The 19135-nt window shown below is 55.1% G+C and carries 18 protein-coding genes; 9 read left to right on the plus strand and 9 right to left on the minus strand.

Annotation, left to right across the window (positions count from 1 at the left end):
• From ACQ4W7_RS26130 to ACQ4W7_RS26155, 6 genes are all read left to right on the plus strand, one after another.
• A partial coding sequence (locus ACQ4W7_RS26130; RefSeq protein ID WP_436534394.1) for a hypothetical protein occupies positions 1–1009 on the plus strand: 1009 nt, incomplete at its 5' end.
• A gap of 736 nt (positions 1010–1745) precedes the next feature.
• A complete protein-coding gene (locus tag ACQ4W7_RS26135) occupies positions 1746–3095 on the plus strand; it encodes a TolC family protein (protein WP_436534396.1) in 1350 nt (449 codons plus the stop codon).
• The gene (locus ACQ4W7_RS26140; protein WP_436534398.1) at positions 3092–4663 is read left to right on the plus strand and encodes an efflux RND transporter periplasmic adaptor subunit; all 1572 of its coding nucleotides are present in this window, start codon (positions 3092–3094) and stop codon (positions 4661–4663) included. The genes ACQ4W7_RS26135 and ACQ4W7_RS26140 overlap by 4 nt, the downstream gene beginning before the upstream one ends.
• Entirely contained in the window at positions 4660–7815 is a 3156-nt protein-coding gene (locus ACQ4W7_RS26145) for an efflux RND transporter permease subunit (RefSeq protein ID WP_436534400.1), read from the plus strand. Before ACQ4W7_RS26140 ends, ACQ4W7_RS26145 begins: the two co-directional genes overlap by 4 nt.
• Before the next feature lie 5 nt (positions 7816–7820).
• Positions 7821–8180: a hypothetical protein gene (locus tag ACQ4W7_RS26150; protein WP_436534402.1), complete on the plus strand. Its 360-nt coding sequence runs from the start codon at positions 7821–7823 to the stop codon at positions 8178–8180.
• 57 nt (positions 8181–8237) lie between these two features.
• Positions 8238–8498: a hypothetical protein gene (locus ACQ4W7_RS26155; RefSeq protein ID WP_436534404.1), complete on the plus strand. Its 261-nt coding sequence runs from the start codon at positions 8238–8240 to the stop codon at positions 8496–8498.
• Positions 8499–8622: 124 nt separating this feature from the next.
• Here ACQ4W7_RS26155 and ACQ4W7_RS26160 read toward each other — a convergent pair whose 3' ends face one another.
• The 8 genes from ACQ4W7_RS26160 to ACQ4W7_RS26195 all read right to left on the minus strand — a co-directional run bounded on the left by ACQ4W7_RS26160 (position 8623) and on the right by ACQ4W7_RS26195 (position 16420).
• Positions 8623–11004, minus strand: a complete 2382-nt coding sequence (locus ACQ4W7_RS26160) for a heavy metal translocating P-type ATPase (RefSeq protein ID WP_436534406.1) — start codon at positions 11002–11004, stop codon at positions 8623–8625.
• Positions 11005–11103: 99 nt separating this feature from the next.
• A complete protein-coding gene (locus tag ACQ4W7_RS26165; protein WP_436534547.1) occupies positions 11104–11607 on the minus strand; it encodes a cupredoxin domain-containing protein in 504 nt (167 codons plus the stop codon).
• Positions 11608–11648: 41 nt separating this feature from the next.
• Entirely contained in the window at positions 11649–12548 is a 900-nt protein-coding gene (locus tag ACQ4W7_RS26170; RefSeq protein WP_436534408.1) for a copper resistance D family protein, read from the minus strand.
• Complete coding sequence (locus ACQ4W7_RS26175) at positions 12549–12917, minus strand: copper resistance CopC family protein (protein ID WP_436534410.1); 369 nt, start codon at positions 12915–12917, stop codon at positions 12549–12551.
• 21 nt (positions 12918–12938) lie between these two features.
• Entirely contained in the window at positions 12939–13268 is a 330-nt protein-coding gene (locus ACQ4W7_RS26180) for a copper-binding protein (protein ID WP_436534412.1), read from the minus strand.
• Positions 13269–13291: 23 nt separating this feature from the next.
• The gene (locus ACQ4W7_RS26185; protein ID WP_436534414.1) at positions 13292–14683 is read right to left on the minus strand and encodes a multicopper oxidase family protein; all 1392 of its coding nucleotides are present in this window, start codon (positions 14681–14683) and stop codon (positions 13292–13294) included.
• Positions 14680–16065 (minus strand): TolC family protein, encoded by a 1386-nt coding sequence (locus ACQ4W7_RS26190; protein ID WP_436534416.1) that lies wholly within the window; start codon positions 16063–16065, stop codon positions 14680–14682. Before ACQ4W7_RS26190 ends, ACQ4W7_RS26185 begins: the two co-directional genes overlap by 4 nt.
• 1 nt (position 16066) lies before the next feature.
• Complete coding sequence (locus tag ACQ4W7_RS26195) at positions 16067–16420, minus strand: hypothetical protein (RefSeq protein WP_436534418.1); 354 nt, start codon at positions 16418–16420, stop codon at positions 16067–16069.
• A 459-nt stretch (positions 16421–16879) separates the two neighbouring features.
• Between ACQ4W7_RS26195 and ACQ4W7_RS26200 the strand changes: the two genes are divergently transcribed.
• The gene (locus ACQ4W7_RS26200; RefSeq protein ID WP_436534420.1) at positions 16880–17308 is read left to right on the plus strand and encodes a YybH family protein; all 429 of its coding nucleotides are present in this window, start codon (positions 16880–16882) and stop codon (positions 17306–17308) included.
• Between the two features lie 39 nt (positions 17309–17347).
• Here ACQ4W7_RS26200 and ACQ4W7_RS26205 read toward each other — a convergent pair whose 3' ends face one another.
• The gene (locus ACQ4W7_RS26205) at positions 17348–17692 is read right to left on the minus strand and encodes a CzcE family metal-binding protein (RefSeq protein WP_436534421.1); all 345 of its coding nucleotides are present in this window, start codon (positions 17690–17692) and stop codon (positions 17348–17350) included.
• A gap of 566 nt (positions 17693–18258) precedes the next feature.
• Between ACQ4W7_RS26205 and ACQ4W7_RS26210 the strand changes: the two genes are divergently transcribed.
• Complete coding sequence (locus ACQ4W7_RS26210) at positions 18259–18603, plus strand: four-helix bundle copper-binding protein (RefSeq protein WP_436534423.1); 345 nt, start codon at positions 18259–18261, stop codon at positions 18601–18603.
• 95 nt (positions 18604–18698) lie between these two features.
• Positions 18699–19112, plus strand: a complete 414-nt coding sequence (locus tag ACQ4W7_RS26215; protein ID WP_436534425.1) for a DUF305 domain-containing protein — start codon at positions 18699–18701, stop codon at positions 19110–19112.
• Positions 19113–19135: the final 23 nt, after the last annotated feature.

The following is a 19135-nucleotide window of genomic DNA, read 5'->3' on the forward strand; positions in this document are numbered from 1 at the left end:
CGCCAGCGGCGCCACTCGCGCCTCGGCAATGTTCCGCCCGCGTTGTTTGCTGAAAAATTCAGCAAACAACCACAGGCGGCTTGAAACAAGAGTGTCCGCTATTGACAGTACACCTCATAGTAGCTGGTGGTCCGCAATCAGAACTGCGCATAGGCATATCAAAGTCGAATGCCTTGAGGCATCTCCAACGATGTATCAGCCTTGGTGGAGCACCACCGAGTTTGCCAGAGCTGCCGTCTACAAGAAAACGCCTCAACTTGAATATTTGTTGCCATCGCGATACGCGAATGATCGCATCGTTACACTGAATTGGGTCTGTCGGTATGACGACTCCGTTCCTGCCTACAGGGCGCACTCCTCTTTAGCTGATCATGGCTGCAAGATGTACCGGTACACGCTTGCCAGGCTAAGGCGATGGATTGCAGAGAGGGAATCCTTGCCGCTCGAGAAGTTCAATGACCTGGTTTCTCAACACACATTCGCGAAGAGCTCGGCGTGTTCTGTGCGATTACAGGCTTTTGTGGCGTTCCGCTGCCACATGGAGAGCCGTTTTGTTCAAACTGGCTCTCATAATCTCGGCGCGATGGAAAACGCTGTGCTCTGTGGAAAGCTATTTCAAAACATCGCATGCTGCGGCGGACGTACCGCCCGGCTGGAATGGCTGGCGACATTCTTCGCCCTCTATGCATTCTGGCACGCACGCTTGTCTGATGGACCTAAAAGTGGCCTGGAAAATATCTGGACTGAAGTGGCATTTTATGAACAACATTTATGTCACTACAGTCGATTTTTTGAGAGTTCACCTGCTGAAAGAAATTGCCATTTAGGCAAGTGGAATTACATGTATAAGAAACGCAGGGCATGGTTTGAAGGCGAAGTCAGTTTTTTAAAGGTCGATGATATGCCTTTGTGGCCTTGGGATAGGCAAAGTCAAGCAGGGCATGCGAAGCAATACTTCGCTGTCGAGCGGCGTTCAGACAATTTGCATGACGCTCTGCATGAACCATAGCATGGAGAGAGGGCCCCGCCTATTGGGCGCCATGATCGCACTTGGACAGAATCGAAATGAACGAACATGAATCACGCCGTCGGAAGTACGCTTTGGCGGTCCACCCAGACCAAATCCAGATTTGAGGCCGATTTTATCTGCGCCCAGACATTCTGGCTCTCAAGGTCAAGTGCAGAGCAGCAATACCTTGACAGTGAGTTTGATACCACCTAGGCTACGAATATCATCTATATAGACAGTTTATGAAGACCTCCCGCACAGTGCGATTGTTCACGGCTCTTGTCGCGATTCTTAGCATGCTGTTCATGCAGCATGCGGTCGCTTCGTACCTGTGCCCTGGCGTGCCGATGGGAGGCAGTGGTTCTGTTGTATCCGCAGGCGTTGGGGTATCTGCGATGCCCGCGATGGCAGACTGCGCCGGCATGGACACTGACCAGTCGACTTTGTGTCAAATTCATGCTGTGGGAGATGCGTCCAGGCAGTCGCTGGACAAGACACCTGTTGCCGACCACCCATCTTTCGTACCTGTTGTCCTGGTTCTGACGTTAGCTATTTTTGACACTCCCCTAGCGTATACAGCAAAACCGCCCTTGCTCATTACCTTGGCGAGGCCAACGGCGCCGCCTATCTCCATCCGCCATTGCTGTTTCCGTATTTAATACTCCAGACTGTCTAGATCGTCATCGCCTTGTCGGGTTCGACAGGGCGTTGTTGCCCATCGCATTCTGGAGCTGCCATGTCTATCCCGTACTCCGTGCAGTCGCATGCACGCGTCGCCCGTCTTCGCCCATTCATGAAGACGGCGCTCGCTCTCGCCCTTACTTTTCCGCTGCTTGCCTCCGTTCATGATGCGCGCGCGGCCCCCCAGCCAATCACCTTCACCGAGGCGCTGCAGCAGGCTGTCGCCCGTTCGCGCCAACTCCATGCGCAGGACCAGGCAACTGTCGCCGCACATGAAATGGCGGTAGCAGTGGCGCAGCGCCCCGACCCAACTCTCAAGGTCGGTATCGATAATGTGCCCTTAAGTGGCAGTGATCGCTTTAGTTTGAGCGGGGATTTTATGACGATGCGGCGCATCGGCATTTCGCAGGAACTGACACGTGCCGATAAATTGCGCTGGCGTTCCGCACGCCTTGAGCGCGAAGCCGACAAGGCGCAAGCGCAAAAAGATGTCGCACTCGCCGCGATTCAACGCGACACGGCTGTCTCCTGGCTCAACGTCTACTACACTCGGAAAATGTCAGTTGTACTAACAGAGCAAGTGGCCTTTTCTCGCCAGGAAATAGACGCTGCTGCGGCGGCCTACAGGGGAGGGCGTGGCAGTCAGGCTGACGTGCTGGCTGCTCGTTCTGCCTTGTTAACCCTTGAGGACCGAGCCAGCCAGGTCGAACGTGATCTCAATACGGCAAAAAACATGCTGGCGCGTTGGACCGGCAGCAGCGGCGAGCTTGCCGAGGCTGGCATGCCCGACCTGGGCACCATCCCTCTGGACCCGCTTTTTCCCGACACTGAACTGGCGCACCGCCCGCAGATCGTGGTGTTGAATCGGCAAGAAGAAGCCGCCCAGGCGGATGTCAATCTGGCGCAAGCGAACCGGCACCCGGACTGGAGTATCGAGTTCGCATTCCAGCAGCGCGGCGCGGCCTATTCGAACATGGTCTCCGTTGGCCTGTCCCTGCCATTGCAGTGGGATCGTAAGAACCGGCAGGACCGCGAGCTAACCTCCAGACTCGCCTTGGTCGAACAAGCCAGGAGCGAACGCGACGAACTGCTGCGAGAAGATGCCGCCAACATTCGTGCCTTGCTCATCGAATGGAGGAGCGGCCAAGAACGTAGCGAGCGCTACGCGCTCCAGCTATTGCCACTTGCCGACGAACGAAGCCAGGCGGTCCTGGCCTCCTACCGTGGCGGCAAAGCGTCCTTGGCCGAGGTGCTCGCTGCCAGGCGTAACAGTGCAGACATGCACGTTCAGTTGCTGCAGCTACAGATGAATACAGCCCAGTTTTGGGCACAGCTTCGCTTCCTCTTTCCCGACACCGCAATCGCGCAGATTTCCGCAGTACATCGCCAGCAGGAATTCAAATGAACAATAAGAAATTACGCGTCCTGGTACTTGCGGGATCCCTTGCAGCAGTCGCTTATGCCGGTTACCAGTTTGGTGTACGACAAGCACATCAGGCAGTATCTCCAGGTGACGTCAAGGTGGCATCCGGCAACGCAGCAGGCGCCGCGAGTGCTGCCAACAAGAAACCATTATATTGGCATGACCCCATGGTGCCGGGCCAGAAGTTTGACAAACCCGGCAAGTCACCGTTCATGGATATGCCGCTGGTGCCCGTCTATGCTGCGGGAGATGGTGAGGACAGTAATGTCACGATCAGCCCACGGGTCCAGCAAAACCTGGGAGTGCGCACAGCGCTCGTCACATTCGGAAAGATGTCCGGCGGCTTGGTTGTCGTCGGTAACGTCGCCTATGACGAGCGCGACGTGGCACTGGTGCAGGCGCGCAGCGGTGGGTTTGTAGAGCGCCTGTATGCGCGTGCCACGCTCGATCCGGTGAAAAAGGGGCAACCCTTGGCTGACTTGTATGTTCCTGATTGGATCGCGGCACAAGAAGACTATCTGGCGAGCCGTCGTATGCAAGGCAATGAGACAGCATCCCTGGTCGATGCTGCCCGACAGCGCATGCGGCTGGTTGGTATGACTGAAGGGCAAATCCGCCTAGTCGAATCGAGTGGAAAGGTCCATCCGCGCATGACGGTCTCAGCACCCATCAGCGGTGTGATCGCAGAGCTTGGCGCCCGGGAAGGAATGACCGTCTCAGCCGGTGCGCCGCTGTTTCGCATCAATGGCCTCGCGACAGTGTGGGTCAATGCGGAGTTGCCCGAGAGCGTGGCGGCCAAGGTTCTCCCCGGTGACGCCGTCGAAGCGCGGGTACAAGCGCTACCCGGAAGTATTTTCAAAGGCAAGGTGAATGCCATTTTGCCGGAAGTTAATGCTACGACGCGAACCCTGAAAGCCCGTGTGGAGCTGGCTAATCCCGGCGCTCAGTTGTTGCCCGGCATGTTTGCTACGTTGACCTTCGCGTCAAACAAGGGCGCCGATGTTTTGCAGGTGCCATCGGAGGCAGTTATTCAGACGGGTACACGCAGCGTTGTCATGCTTGCCCAGGAGGGGGGCAAGTTTATGCCCGTCGATGTGCAGGTCGGCAGCGAAGGCAATGGTCTCACCGAAATCCGCAAGGGCCTGTCCGCTGGCCAGAAAGTGGTCGTCTCGGCGCAGTTCCTGGTCGATTCCGAGGCCAGCCTGAAGGGAACGACGACACGCTTGAGCGATACGCCATCCCCGGACGCAGACAAGGGATCCCCGCGCCACCATGGGGTAGGCAAGGTAGAACAGATCGGCAAGGATGAAATCACCATTTCGCATGGCCCTATCACGTCGCTGCAATGGGGGTCGATGACGATGGGTTTCAAAGTGCCTTCCACGGGCTTGCCGCCCAATATCGGTATAGGTGACCGAGTCGCCTTCGACATCAAGCAAGGCGAGGATGGCAGCTTTGAGATCGTGGCCATTGCGCCGACCTCCGGTGCGCCGAAACCCGAGAACAAACCCATGGGTGGCATGAAGGCACCAGCGGGAGTGGCGAAATGATCGCAAAACTGATCCGCTGGTCTATCAGCAACCGGTTTTTGGTCTTGTTGGCGACTGTTTTCATTACGGCCTGGGGCATATGGTCGCTGGCGCGCACGCCGCTCGACGCGATTCCCGACCTGTCGGACGTGCAGGTTATCATCCGCACCAGCTATCCGGGGCAGGCGCCACAAATCGTCGAGAACCAGGTCACGTATCCACTGACCACCACGATGCTGTCGGTGCCGGGCGCCAAGACGGTGCGCGGATACTCGTTTTTCGGTGACTCCTTCGTCTACATTCTGTTTGAAGACGGTACCGATCCATACTGGGCGCGTTCACGGGTGCTGGAATATCTGAACCAGGTGCAGTCACGCCTGCCACCGCAGGCAAAAACGGCGCTCGGACCAGATGCGACCGGCGTCGGCTGGGTCTATGAATATGCGCTGGTCGACCGTAGCGGCAAGACCGATTTGTCGCAATTGCGCGCCTTGCAGGACTGGTTTCTCAAGTATGAGTTGAAAGCGGTGCCCAACGTCTCGGAAGTGGCCAGCATTGGCGGCATGGTGCGCCAGTACCAGATCGTGCTCAATCCAGACAAGATGCGCGCCTTTAACATCCCGCATGGCAAAATTATCGATGCCGTGCAGAAAGCCAATCAGGAAACGGGCGGCTCCGTGCTGGAATTGGGCGAGGCCGAATACATGGTACGGGTCTCTGGTTATCTAAAGTCGCTGGACGACTTCCGCAAGATTCCCTTGATGACGACTGACGCCGGCGTATCGGTGCGGCTGGGCGATGTCGCGCGCATCCAGATTGGGCCGGAAATGCGGCGCGGGATTGCCGAATTGAATGGTGAGGGCGAAGTTGCTGGCGGCGTAATTATCATGCGTTCCGGGAAAAATGCGCTGGAAACCATCGATGCCGTCAAGATCAAGCTGGAAAAACTAAAAGCAAGCCTGCCTCCTGGCGTCGAAATCATTCCCACCTACGACCGGTCGAATCTGATCAAGCGCGCTGTGAGCAACCTGAAAGAAAAGCTGATCGAGGAATTCATTGTCGTCGCGGTCGTTTGCGTGCTATTCCTGTTTCACTTGCGCTCGGCGTTAGTGGCCATCATCACGCTGCCGATCGGTATCCTGATCGCTTTTATCGTCATGTATTATCAGGGAGTTAACGCCAATATCATGTCGCTGGGCGGTATCGCCATTGCCGTCGGCGCGATGGTCGATGCCGCCGTGGTGATGATTGAGAATGCCCACAAGCATATTGAAGCCTGGAATCATGCCCATCCGGGTAAACAGCTGAAGGGTAATGAGCACTGGCGCGTCATTGGCGACGCTGCGGTTGAGGTCGGGCCAGCACTGTTCTTTTCGCTGTTGATCATCGTTCTCTCGTTCATTCCCGTGTTCACTCTGGAAGCGCAGGAGGGGCGCATGTTTTCGCCGCTGGCCTTTACCAAGACGTATGCGATGGCGGCGGCGGCTTGGTTGGCAGTGACGCTGATTCCCATTTTAATGGGCTATCTGATCCGAGGCCGGATTCCCGATGAGCAAAAGAATCCCCTCAATCGTTTCCTAATCGCGATATACCGACCCTTGCTCGATGTCGTACTGCGTTTTCCAAAGCTGACTTTGCTGGCGGCAGCACTGGTAGCGGCCATCACGATCTGGCCCATGACCCGGCTCGGCGGCGAATTCATGCCGCCACTGGATGAAGGCGATGTGCTGTACATGCCGTCGGCGTTGCCAGGTCTGTCGGCCGGCAAGGTCGCACAGTTGTTGCAGCAGACCGACCGGCTGATCAAAACGGTACCTGAGGTACAAAGCGTCTTCGGCAAGGCCGGCCGAGCCGAGAGCGCCACTGATCCGGCGCCACTGGAAATGTTCGAAACCATGATCCAGTTCAAGCCGCGCGATCAGTGGCGCCCTGGCATGACGCCGGAAAAATTGATACAGGAACTGGACCGCACCGTCAAGGTGCCTGGACTGTCCAACATCTGGGTGCCGCCGATCCGCAACCGGATTGACATGTTGGCCACCGGCATCAAAAGCCCGGTCGGCGTCAAGGTCGCAGGCGTTAGCTTGCAGGAAATTGACCGCATCACAGGTGAGATAGAACGCGCAGTCAAGAAGGTGCCGGGCGTCTCCTCAGCACTGGCCGAGCGCCTGAATGGCGGACGGTACATCGACGTCAATATCGATCGCGACGCGGCCGCCCGCTACGGCTTGAATATTGCAGACGTGCAAAGCGTGGTGTCAGCAGCGATCGGCGGCGACAATATCGGTGAAACTGTCGAAGGATTGCAGCGTTTCCCTATCAACGTGCGCTATCCACGTGAGGTGCGCGACTCAGTCGAGAAATTGCGCCAGCTACCGGTGCTGACTGAGCGGGGTGCGCAAATCCGGCTGGGTGATGTCGCCGCGATCCGCATCGACGACGGTCCCCCGATGCTCAAGAGTGAGAATGCCCGGCTGTCAGGCTGGGTGTATGTCGATATTCGCGATCGCGACTTAAGTTCGACTGTGTATGACATGAAGCAAGTCGTGGCCAGGGAAGTCAAATTGCCGGCGGGTTACTCCATTGCATGGTCGGGGCAGTTCGAATATCTGGAGCGTGCCACTGAAAAACTCAAAATCGTCGTGCCAGCGACCTTGCTTATTATCTTCGTGCTGCTCTATCTGACCTTCAAGCGCTTCGACGAAGCAGCCTTGATCATGGCAACGCTGCCGTTTGCGCTGGCCGGTGGCATTTGGCTACTCTGGTTGCTCGACTATCACCTGTCAGTCGCCGGCGGCGTCGGCTTCATCGCGTTGGCTGGTGTCTCGGCCGAATTCGGCGTAATCATGTTGCTTTATTTAAAACATGCCTGGGATGAACGTCTGGCGAACGGTAACGCCAGCGAAACCGATCTGCTCGATGCAATTCGTGAAGGTGCGGTCTTGCGCGTGCGCCCCAAAGCGATGACGGTGGCGGTCATTATCGCCGGCCTGGTGCCTATCATGCTGGGCACCGGCACCGGGTCGGAGGTCATGCAACGCATCGCCGCGCCGATGGTTGGCGGCATGATCACCGCGCCGCTGTTGTCCATGTTTGTGGTCCCAGCGGTTTATCTGCTGCTACGTCGGCGTCAGATTCGCGCAGCTGGCCCCGCAGTGGCAGAGGAGGCTTAGCCGTCATGAGACTGTTTGGCACATACCGCTCGGCTAAGCATTTCGTGTATTTCGTGAAGTGTGCGGCTGTGTTGCTCGGCTTTTTCTGGCACAGCCATGTGCCGGCGTTTCCACTACAAATTGAGCTGCGCGCATCTGCGGCGATCGCGCAGCCAATGGCCATGACGAATTGCCGACCATGTGCCATGTGCTGTATCGGTCCACCTTTTGCCGTACAAAAAGCAAGCGGCGACAACCTGGATCCGGGTGCTACCGCAGCCACGATGCGGTATGTTTCGCAAACGGTTAGCGGGAGATTTTTTTCTGACATTTCAGAAGTTTCCGTGGTTGCACTGCGCTTTCTGTATTGTCGGTGGTTGAATTAGCCACGTGATGACGGGGATGAAGACACGTACATCAAACTGGTTTACTGAGGAATTATCATGAAAAAATTACTACTTACGCTGCTCTGTATCAGCACCCTTAGCGCTGCATTTCCCGCCTTCGCCGGACCCGACTGGCAACTGATTGAGCAAGGGCGCAAGGCCAAGCAGGCGCAAATGATGCAAGCCGCCAATAAAGCCCCACAAGCTGAAATGGATCGCCAGATGGACCCAAAAATGGATCATCAAATGGATCCGAAAATGCACGAAAAAATGGATCAAATGATGAAGGATTGTCAGGAAATGATGAAGAAGAAGTAACGCGTCGTTGAGCGTTGGATGGGACCGCTCCTGGTAGCGTAAGCAGCCTGGAGCGATCCCATCCATTCACGTGCTTATTCATTTTTGCGTCCGCGAGATTGTCTCTCGATGGTATGGTCAATGGCTAAGGCCGGCCGGTGCCGCGCAACCGCAGTGCATTGGTAATGACAGACACGGAACTTAGGCTCATCGCTAACGCGGCGATCATCGGCGACAGCAATTGGCCAGTAAATGGATACAGCACACCGGCAGCCAGTGGAATGCCCAAGGCATTGTAGATAAACGCGAAGCCCAGGTTCTGCCACATATTTCGGACAGTGTCGACCGAGATTCGACGGGCAAGGGCAATCCCACGCAGATCTCCCTTGACTAAGGCGACGTGAGCGCTGTTGATAGCCACATCTGTTCCAGTCCCCATGGCAATGCCAACGTTGGCCTTCGCCAGTGCGGGGGCATCATTGATGCCATCGCCGGCCATTGCGACCACCTTGCCTTGCTTTTGCAGTTTCTCTACCAAGGCCAACTTGTCCTGTGGTTTTACCTCTCCGTAAAACTCCGCGATGCCCAGCCTTTCGGCCACGGACCGTGCGGTAGTGACACCATCGCCAGTAGCCATAATCACGGTCAGCCCTTCAGCGCGCAGGCCCTCTATCGCCTCACGCGTCGTTGCCTTGATGGGGTCCGACACGGCGATCAGTCCTGCCAAAACGCCGTCAGAGGATAGATACATGACGCTAGCACCTTCTGTTCGCAAGCGTTCAGCGACCTCAGCAAGCGGCCTCCAATCAACTTTGTCAGCATCCATCAGGGCGGTGTTGCCAAGTGCGATGTGAACCCCGCCAAGCGTGCCGCGCACGCCAATACCGCTGGCAGACTCAAAACTGTCTGGTTTGGTCAGCACCAATGCTCGCCGGTTCGCTTCGTTGACGATCGCGTGTGCCAAAGGATGTTCGCTGCCCTGGTCTATGCTAGCCGCCATTTGCAGGACGTCTTCGTCCTTGAAGCCAGGCGCTGCGACCACGCTGTTAAAGGAAGGCTTACCTTCAGTGAGGGTCCCCGTCTTGTCGACAATCAGTGTGTCGACCTTCTTGAGGTCTTCTATTGCCGCGGCATCCCGAAAGAGCACCCCTTGGGTGGCGGCGCGGCCAGTGGCGGCCATAATGGACATCGGCGTGGCTAACCCCAATGCACATGGGCAAGCAATGATCAGTACTGCAACGGCGTTAACAAAACCAAAGACCCAGCTCGGTTCAGGGCCATACATTCCCCATAACACGAACGTCAGTAGCGCTATGGCCACGACCACGACCACGAAATAGCCTGCGACACTATCGGCGAGTCGTTGCATAGGCGCGCGGGAACGCTGTGCCTGCGCGACCATTTGTACGATTTGAGACAACATCGTGTCGCTGCCGATTTTCTCGGCACGCATAATCAGGCTCCCACTGGTATTGATCGTTGCGCCAATCAACGTGTCGCCGGGACGCTTTGTCACAGGTAAGGGCTCGCCAGTCAGCATTGATTCATCGAGCGAACTCTCGCCATCAAGCACTACGCCATCAACCGGCACCTTCTCACCGGGTCGGACACGGAGTTTGTCGCCGACGTGGACGTGCGTGAGAGGAATGTCGTCTTCGGTGCCATCATCCTGAATGCGTCGAGCCGTCTTCGGAGCGAGTCCGAGTAAGGATTTGATTGCGGCGGAAGTTTGGGAGCGTGCGCGCAGCTCAAGTATCTGTCCCAGTAGCGTGAGCGAAACAATGACTGCAGCTGCTTCAAAATAGACGCCTATGCGGCCATGTGCTGCAAAAGTAGGCGGGAAGAAGCCCGGTGCGATGGTGGCGACGACACTATAGCCATAGGCAGCCATTACGCCAAAACCAATCAAGGTCCACATATTCGGGCGCATGCGTGCCAGCGATTGCGCCCAGCGCGTGAAAAATGGCCAGCCGGCCCACAGTACGACAGGGGTACTTAATGCGAATTCAATCCAGTTCTGGCTTGGCAGCCCCATTTCAAGAAACACATGCCCAAACATCGCCAACAGGAATACCACCAGGGTCAGCGGCAGCGTCCACCAGAAGCGGTGGCGGAAATCGACTAGCTCCGGATTTTCCGCCTCATCTAGCGTCGGCATTTCAGGTTCGAGCGACATGCCGCAAATGGGGCAAGTTCCCGGTGCAGGCTGGCGTATCTCGGGATGCATGGGGCAGGTGTAGACCGCTCCCTGCTGGGGCGAGTGCTCAGGGCTGGGCGCCGCATTCTCTCTATCGATGAAGGAATCTGGCGCAGCATTGAACTTTGTCATGCATTTCCCGCTACAGAAGTGGTAGACCATACTTTTGTAGGTGATTTCTTTTTCGGGATTTGCGCCAACGCGCATGCCGCATACAGGATCGATGAATGGTTTTTCATCCCCTGTCTTCATCGTATTGCCAGGCCCGGTCTCGCTATGGGTGCCATGATGATGCTCGTGCGCATGATGCTCGGCTTCAGTTCTACTCATGAATCACTCCTTGGGCAGATTCGCCTGTTTCGTTGGCTGTGGTGGAACCAGCTATTGCGGCAACGGCGGGAATTGAACATTCCCGCCGAATGAAGTCATCTATTTGGCAGAAACCAATACCAGTCCCTTCATACCCGCCTCAAAGTGACCGGGTTGTAAGCAAGCAAATTCCACTTCGCCGGCTTTGTCGAACTGCCAGACAATGGTTCCCGATTTTCCTGGCGTTACGCTCACCTGATTGGGTTCCGCATGCTCCATCTCCGGAAACTTTGCCATTTGTTGGGCATGTTCTTTCAACTCGCTCTCAGAACCAATGACCATCTCATGCTTGATCTTGCCGGAATTGTTGACGACAAAGCGAATGGTCTCGCCCCGTTTCACGGCAATAGACGCTGGGCTAAAGCGCATGGTGTCGTTCATATCGACAGTGACGTTACGCGTCACTTTTTTCGGGTCGCCCGCCTTGCCCACAAGAGATGCGTTCTGCTCATTTGCGCCATGCTGGTGGCCACTATGTGCTGCTGGGCTGCTATTCGGCACCGCAGCATTGCTGAAAGTGCTCAAGCTGGCCAGTAACATTATTGCAATTGCATTTAAGGTCATCTTTTTCATATCGTACTCTCTTGTAGAAAACCGTCGCGGCATTACATCGCGGTAGGTGGTTGTTGAATGGTAAGAATTGCCGCCGCAAACAGTGCACCGAGCAGTAGCAAGGTCTCTATTTGTAAAACGACTCTCACCAGGGTGACGCCGCGCAAGGAGCGGGAGGCGGCAGGCAGTCCGCGAAATTTGTTGTAGCCGCCCAAGGCAATGGCAAGAAGGACCAATGCAACTTTGACCAGTAAGGTGATGCCGTAGGTGGTATGAACAAGATGCTCGGAACTCCCCACTCGGTGCCAGGCGCTGTAGATGCCAGTAGCAATAATGGAAACTACTGCAAGTATTGCTGCCTGGGACATCAGTTCGAGGTATTGATCGGTGGACCCCGTATCAAATTTCCTTATCCGCGTCTTATGCAGAACAAACCAGCCGGTAACCATCACCGCACCAGTCCATAGGCCTATGGCAAAAAAATGGATCGCTTCAACTGCTAGCGGAATAGTCCAGAAGCCTTCCTCGCCCGCATGCCCCATGGACGCCCGTATTGCAGAAAATACAGCCAAAAGGAGAACGACAGCAATATCGCTGCTGCGGCCAACTCCGCCTACTAATCGCACAAGAAAGAGAGCAAGCATTACCACAATAGTGGCGCAGCCTGCATGTCCGTAGTCGGTTGTAGACACCATCATCCAGAACATCGGGCACGCTTCGCGCAGGCCGACACCTCCCATGATCGCCGTCGCGCTCAATAGTGCTGATGCACTAGCAACCGTGCTGATTGCCGCCGCCATCAAGTCAAGTTTGCGCAGCGCTGGCTCGAAATGATCATGGTCGACGCCGCTAGAACGCATCCAGTAACGTGCAAACCATGATCCGACGAGCCAGGCAAAGCCGAGGTTCAGCAGCAAAGCTGAACTGACTTGCAACAGCGAGACTGCATCCATTTATTTCACCGTGAACTTAAAGTCGCCTTTACGACGATGTCCATCGTGTCCTGCAACTGCCCAGCTCACGGTATAGGCGCCAGCGTTCAATGTTGGTACTTCCAAGCGTAAGACAGCTGGATTCGCCGCATCGACCTTTGCCTTGTCTGCAGCGACGGCTTTGCCTTCGCCATCACTCAGCGTGATCGAGCTAAAGGCTTCTTCCACCTTTTCGTTGAAGGTCAGCGTAATCGCCTTTGGTGCAACTGCCAGAGAGGCACCAGGCTCGGGACTGGCACTCTTCAAGCTCGCATGTGCCATGGCAAATGGGGTAGCCAGCGTTGCCGCCAATATGGATGTGGCAAGAATAATGTTCCGCAGGGTCTTCATCTTCAACTCTCTTTGTTAAATTTACTTTATTGCTTCGATGGAGGTGACCGTCAATGCGCCGCCAACTTTTTCCACGACGAAACGTACTTTGTCGCCTTGTTTGACCTTGTCGAGCATTGACGGCTCCTTGACCTTGAACATCATGGTCATCCCTGGCATGCCCAGGTTCTTCAGCTCACCATGCTTGATGGTCAGCTTGCCGGCATCCTTGTCCACTTTCTTGATTTCCCCATCGCTCATCGCGTCTTGCGTCGCGGAGGCGCTCTGCTGCTGGGCAAACGCCACGGAGGTCGTTGCCACGGATGACAGGCCAATCAAGGTTGCCAATACAACTTTGTGCAGGTTTTTCATGATGTTTCCTTTCAGTTAAAAAATTAGTGACCGCTATGCCCGGTCGGCTTACGAACAGTGACTTCAATATTGGGTTTGTTCATCGTTGGCATCGACTGCCCCCCAGCGTTAGTGGCACGTTCGGGTTCAGGAAGGGCGCCCGTCCACTCGTATGCCACAGTTCCGGCCGGATGCTTGTACCAGCCAGGATCGGAATAGTCGCCACGCTTCTGGTCCTTGCGCACCTTCAATACGGTAAACATTCCCCCCATTTCAACCCCACCGAACGGTCCTTCGCCCGACATCATCGGTAAAGTGTTGTCCGGCAAGGGCATTTCCATGCCTCCCATGGAGCCGCCCTTGTCGCCCATCACCATATACTCAGGGACAATTTTGTTAATTTTTTCAGCAACCCCGCGATGGTTGACGCCAATCATTGTCGGTACCGAGTGACCCATTGCATTCATGGTATGGTGGGATTTATGGCAGTGAAGTGCCCAGTCACCCAGATCCGTAGCGACGAACTCGATGGCGCGCATTTGTCCAACTGCGACATCGGTGGTGACTTCTGGCCAGCGCGACGCCGGTGGGGTCCAGCCGCCATCCGTGCCAGTGACGAAAAATTCATGGCCATGTATATGAATAGGGTGGTTCGTCATCGTCAGGTTGCCGACACGGATGCGTACCTTGTCACCTTGGCGCACTGGCAATGAATCAATGCCGGGGAAGACGCGGCTATTGAATGTCCACAGGTTGAAGTCCAGCATGGTATTGATCTTCGGAGTATAGCTTCCCGGCTCCACGTCATACGCGTTGAGCAGGAAGACGAAATCACGGTCCACAGCATGGAGCGACGGATCCTTTGGATGGGTGACCCAGAAGCCCATCATCCCCATTGCCATTTGGGCCATCTCGTCGGCGTGGGGATGGTACATAAACGTACCTGGCCGTTTGGCCTCGAATTCGTAGACGAAAGTCTTTCCAGGAGCGATACCCGGTTGCGTAAGGCCCGTGACGCCATCCATGCCGTTCGGCAATCGCTGTCCATGCCAATGAACACTGGTGTGCTCAGGTAGCTTGTTGGTCACGAAGATACGCACACGGTCATCTTCTACCACTTCAATTGTCGGCCCTGGGGATTGTCCGTTATAGCCCCACAAGTTGGCTTTCATTCCTGGTGCAAGTTCACGCACTACGGGTTCGGCCACCAGATGGAATTCCTTTACGCCATTTTTCATCCGCCATGGCAATGACCAGCCGTTTAGGGTCACGACCGGATTGTAGGGCCGTCCAGTGGGGGGCGCCGGGGGAATGTGTGTCTTGGCATTGTCCATCAACATTGCCTCAGGCAATGACGCGGCACCAGCCTTGCTAACGGCAACGGCACTCACCGCTACAGCACCTGCACCTCTGAAAAAGTCTCTACGTGAAATCATGGCATGGTCCTTGTATCGTTCATACTTCCACCGCTGATGGCGGATTGAAGTTTGGTTTCCGCTATCCAAAAGTCGCGCTGGGTTTCGATGGCGGTATTCACGCTCACCAGTTGCTCGCGCGAGTCCGCCAACAATTCGAACACGCTGGCAAGCATCCCGTTGTAGCGAAGCAGAACCTCGTCGGATATTTTTTTCCGCAGCGGCACAACATCGTCGCGATAGTGACGGGCGATGTCATAGCTGGTACGGTATGCGGAGTAGGCCTCCCGCACCTCTGAGCGTGCCCGCACGGCGATGTCGGTGGTGCGATGGACGGACTGCATATAGAGCGCTTCCGCCCGTGCGACCTTGGCGCCACCCCAATCGAAGATCGGTAATTCAAGGGAAATCTGATAGCCGTTCTCGCGTGGCAAGCCTGTCGTACTCTTGTTGGTGTAGCCGGCATCAAAGACGTTGATAAAGCCAGTTGCCTTTGTTAAGCCAAGTGCCGCGGCCGTAGCCTCGGTCTCGCGGCGGGCCGACAGCATATCGAGTCGTTGTGACATGGCCTGTGCTTCCGCATTGTTCGTTTCCCGCGGCTTTTCCGGCAGAGGAGGCAACCTGTCCGGCAGGACGAAATTTTGCTGCTCTCCCCACAGGCCCAGGAGGCGAATGAGCTGTTCGCGCGTGGCTGTTGCTTCGTGCCTGGTCCTCGCCAATTGTGTCAACGCATCTTGGTAAAACGCACGCTCACGGGCTTGGTCAAGTGTGCTCCAGTTTCCAACCTTGGTCATGCTGTCGGCGAGTTGCGATGATGCCTCGGCGGCGCCGCGCACTTGCTCCGCGAAAGCGGCCGATTGAGCCGCCGCAACGGCCATAAAATATGCCCGACGTGTCTCTGCCGCCAACTGCACAGCCTGAGCAGCTGTGAGCAACTTTGCTTGTTCAAAGCGTCCTTGCTCAATGCGTCGACGCGTGGGCAGCGTCAGCAGGCCAGCAATGTCAAACATCACACTGCGATCGATTTCCGCGTCGCCACCTCCGCTGATGCGGCCGAAACTAAAACTTGGATTACGCATCCGTCCAGCTTGTACAACTTCAGCCTCCGAGACCCCCAACTCAGCGAAGGAGACCTTTAGCGCTGCATTATTGAGCAGCGCAATCTGGACCGCAGATTCAGGCGTCAGTGGCGCGGACAGCAAGGACTGCACCTGTGAAGTGGACTGCTGGCTGTCTTTCAGCGTCTCTTTAGTGAAGGGCTTGACCTGTCCAATCCGCTCTTGCGTTAGCCGGGAGACATCATTTAAGCCACCATCCGGTGAAAAGCTGGCGCAACCTGCAAGAAATACGACACTGAATACAGTGGCTACCCGACCGGGTGCTGGCAACGATAATCGCTTCATGTCATTTGCCTTTCATGTTCATTTGATGGCCCTTGTACGGATCGCTCGCCGAAGGTGGCTTGGGGTTTTCCTGGCCTTTTGCCCCGGGTACCATTTCCATCGACATGTTCCCCTGATCGCCATGCTGAGAGCCCCCTGTCACATCTTGATTTGCCTGAATCCAGGCCTTATCTGGAGATATCGGGGACTCCTCAATCGGTTTAACATCAGCAAAAGCAGAGACATATTTCAACGGCGGCACCATGGCCTTAGCATCCGTCACTGCCGCAGTGGTGCTAGCGGGTTGAGCGGATTGTGCATAGGCAACCGGCGCGAAGCTAACCGTTGCCAGAAGCAATAAGTGGAAGCGTTGCATGATTCTCTTTCAAAATTGACTGGTTACTGGGTGGATACAGCACGAGGTGAGGCGAATGCCAGTGCATGATTTCAGCAATCGGCGGGGAAGGTGGTGTGAAAAGAGCTCAAGGGGTGCGAGGAACGGGTTGTGGCCATTATCAGCTCCTTGGCGATGTTTCCAACGGTAGCGCGAGGCATCCGCTGTCCCGCACCTTACCTGTACCAGCTTGCTTGCAATGCGCGTCAGCATACGATTCATCCGCGTATCCTCGCCGTGGTGCTCCACCAGGTTGCTTGCACATTCCCGAACCAACCGAGATGAAACCGACAACTCACGCTACACCTTCCAATAAACGGAAGGTCAAGCGAATTTCGGTTTCGCCAGAGTATTTTCACTTCCACCTTGCCACAATCACCGCCCGCTGATTTAATTGCATCACCGCAATTCATCATATAGACAAAAAACACTGGAGACCTCGTGCGCCAACTGACTTTCCTTATCGCTATTTCCGTATTCAGTCTCCCCCTATACGCCGCCACACCAACTGAAACTGTTGCTGCATTTCACGAAGCGCTCGCCAGCGGCAAGTCCGAGCAGGCGAGCACTTTGCTTAGCCCGGAAATTAAAATTTACGAATCTGGGCATGTTGAGCGTTCACGTGATGAATACGCTGGTCATCACCTGCCAGCCGATACCGCCTTTGCCAAGGCCACCAAAAGCAAAGTCCTCAAACAAAACGAACGTATTGATGGAAACCTGGCGGTCGTGATGCAGGAAACAGAGACGACAGGACAATTCCAGGGCAAAAATGTGCACTTATTCGGCACGGAAACAGCTTTTCTCGAAAAGCAGGGCGATCAATGGATCATCTTTCATCTTCACTGGTCGTCCCGCAAATCTCAGTAACTTCATGTGTCAGCAGCCAGCAGGCGGACTTACATGTACTTAGTTGGCGTAGATGGGGTTAGCTGCCACGTACACGCGTACGCCGTGGGTATTCACACCGGACGGTGCAATTGCCGAAAAGTCAAAGCTTGCTTTGGTGCGCAGCGTATCGAACTGCCAAGTGAACGTCTTGCCATCCACGTCAAATTTGACGACGTCGCCTTGGGTGACATTTACATACTTGGTAGCTGACGAAATCGTGATGGTGCAGGTGGCGGACGGCGCTGGAGCAGCACTACCGAATGCAGGATTCAAGTGCATTTCGCCTTGGTGTGCCATGGCTGCGAGGGGGCTTAGCACGATGACAGCGAAAACGGCGACGATGTTTGGTTTGAGGAATTTCATTGGAATGTCCTTACTTTTCACTTGCGGGTTAATGAAGCTGCGAATTCGATGAAGTTATTCTACGTAGAGGACTCGCACACCCGAATGACGGAAACATTACATTTACATTACAGAAACCTCAGCAGGTCCAAGGTCAAATACATTTCCTCAATTCGATATGAGCTAAATTTTTTAGCAACATTTTAGCCACAGCAAGCAGGCTGGATAGGGCACCGGCAAACGGCTGAGCCTGCGGTACAGCGCCTCAAGTGCATCTTCGGCAACACGCTAAAAAGGATGCGCGCTGCCACAACATAAAACGGCGGCGTGGATCGGTACGCCTACAGTCAACAGAATGACAAATATCGGCATACCGGTGTCAGCAAAAAATATGAAGAGGTTGCTTTTGCCCCGCCTCGATTCATTCAATAACGCCTGTTCCGCTCTGTTCCACGCCGCGCGGCAAGGAATGCGGCTTGTTGATCAATCGTGGATCGACGTGCGATGTCGTACATACAGCTAGAATTTTTGCGGATTATCATGTGATGTTGCTATGTCATTTCAACATTTATGATAAGGAACTTGACATGAAAAATTTAACAAATATGGCGGCCTCGGACATGCAGTCATGCATCGATGCGTGCGCACAATGTCATCAAGTCTGTACGAAGATGGCGATGCTTCATTGTCTAAAGATGGGTGGAAAACACGTCGAGCCGGATCATTTTCGTTTGATGGTGAACTGCGCCGAAATTTGCCAAACCTCAGCAAATTTGCAGCTGAGCGGTTCTGCATTCAGCGCCCGTTTGTGCGCTGTTTGTGCCGATATCTGTCAAGCTTGCGCTGATAGCTGCCGCGAACTTGACGGTATGGAAGAGTGCGTGCAGGCATGTGATGCGTGCGCGTCCAGTTGCCGTAGCATGGCGGCCTGATTGTCAATTGGAAAAAATTGCTGTCAATACACAACGCCCCCTCCGCCTGGTTGACATGGGTGGGGGATATTTCAACATCCTGTCAGGAGAGAAATATGTATAACAACAAAATCAGTGGTCTACGCATTGCACGCGATCTAACTTGCAGCCTCGCAGTGGCTATATCGGCATATACAATACCGGTGGTAGCTACCGCGCAGACGTCGGCGTCTTCCGCAGGCAAGATGGAAATGGGTGCAAATGCTTCCGGCGACGCTTCAATGAAAATGCGTAAGTCGATGGACGACATGCACGAAAAAATGGGCCAAATGAAAATGACTGGCGATGTCGATCACGATTTTGTGATGATGATGCGGTCTCACCATCAGGCGGCCATTGATATGGCGCAAGTTGAAGTCGATACCGGCAAGGATGCAGCCATGATCAGCGCTGCAAAGAAAATCATTGCCGCGCAAAAGAAAGAGATCGCGCAATTCGACGCCTGGATGAAAAAACATCCAATGAAGTAGTGCGGTTGGCGCCCAGCGGGGGC

Origin of the sequence: Janthinobacterium algoris, assembly GCF_051380935.1 — a bacterium.
Taxonomy (GTDB): domain Bacteria; phylum Pseudomonadota; class Gammaproteobacteria; order Burkholderiales; family Burkholderiaceae_D; genus Janthinobacterium.

What these genes read in the sequence shown, in the direction of transcription:
- ACQ4W7_RS26135 (WP_436534396.1), top strand. Translation starts at nt 1,746, where the DNA reads ATGTCTATCCCGTACTCCGTGCAGTCGCATGCACGCGTCGCCCGTCTT.
- ACQ4W7_RS26140 (WP_436534398.1), top strand. Translation starts at nt 3,092, where the DNA reads ATGAACAATAAGAAATTACGCGTCCTGGTACTTGCGGGATCCCTTGCA.
- ACQ4W7_RS26145 (WP_436534400.1), top strand. Translation starts at nt 4,660, where the DNA reads ATGATCGCAAAACTGATCCGCTGGTCTATCAGCAACCGGTTTTTGGTC.
- ACQ4W7_RS26150 (WP_436534402.1), top strand. Translation starts at nt 7,821, where the DNA reads ATGAGACTGTTTGGCACATACCGCTCGGCTAAGCATTTCGTGTATTTC.
- ACQ4W7_RS26155 (WP_436534404.1), top strand. Translation starts at nt 8,238, where the DNA reads ATGAAAAAATTACTACTTACGCTGCTCTGTATCAGCACCCTTAGCGCT.
- ACQ4W7_RS26160 (WP_436534406.1), bottom strand. Translation starts at nt 11,004, where the DNA reads ATGAGTAGAACTGAAGCCGAGCATCATGCGCACGAGCATCATCATGGC.
- ACQ4W7_RS26165 (WP_436534547.1), bottom strand. Translation starts at nt 11,607, where the DNA reads ATGACCTTAAATGCAATTGCAATAATGTTACTGGCCAGCTTGAGCACT.
- ACQ4W7_RS26170 (WP_436534408.1), bottom strand. Translation starts at nt 12,548, where the DNA reads ATGGATGCAGTCTCGCTGTTGCAAGTCAGTTCAGCTTTGCTGCTGAAC.
- ACQ4W7_RS26175 (WP_436534410.1), bottom strand. Translation starts at nt 12,917, where the DNA reads ATGAAGACCCTGCGGAACATTATTCTTGCCACATCCATATTGGCGGCA.
- ACQ4W7_RS26180 (WP_436534412.1), bottom strand. Translation starts at nt 13,268, where the DNA reads ATGAAAAACCTGCACAAAGTTGTATTGGCAACCTTGATTGGCCTGTCA.
- ACQ4W7_RS26185 (WP_436534414.1), bottom strand. Translation starts at nt 14,683, where the DNA reads ATGATTTCACGTAGAGACTTTTTCAGAGGTGCAGGTGCTGTAGCGGTG.
- ACQ4W7_RS26190 (WP_436534416.1), bottom strand. Translation starts at nt 16,065, where the DNA reads ATGAAGCGATTATCGTTGCCAGCACCCGGTCGGGTAGCCACTGTATTC.
- ACQ4W7_RS26195 (WP_436534418.1), bottom strand. Translation starts at nt 16,420, where the DNA reads ATGCAACGCTTCCACTTATTGCTTCTGGCAACGGTTAGCTTCGCGCCG.
- ACQ4W7_RS26205 (WP_436534421.1), bottom strand. Translation starts at nt 17,692, where the DNA reads ATGAAATTCCTCAAACCAAACATCGTCGCCGTTTTCGCTGTCATCGTG.
- ACQ4W7_RS26210 (WP_436534423.1), top strand. Translation starts at nt 18,259, where the DNA reads ATGAAAAATTTAACAAATATGGCGGCCTCGGACATGCAGTCATGCATC.
- ACQ4W7_RS26215 (WP_436534425.1), top strand. Translation starts at nt 18,699, where the DNA reads ATGTATAACAACAAAATCAGTGGTCTACGCATTGCACGCGATCTAACT.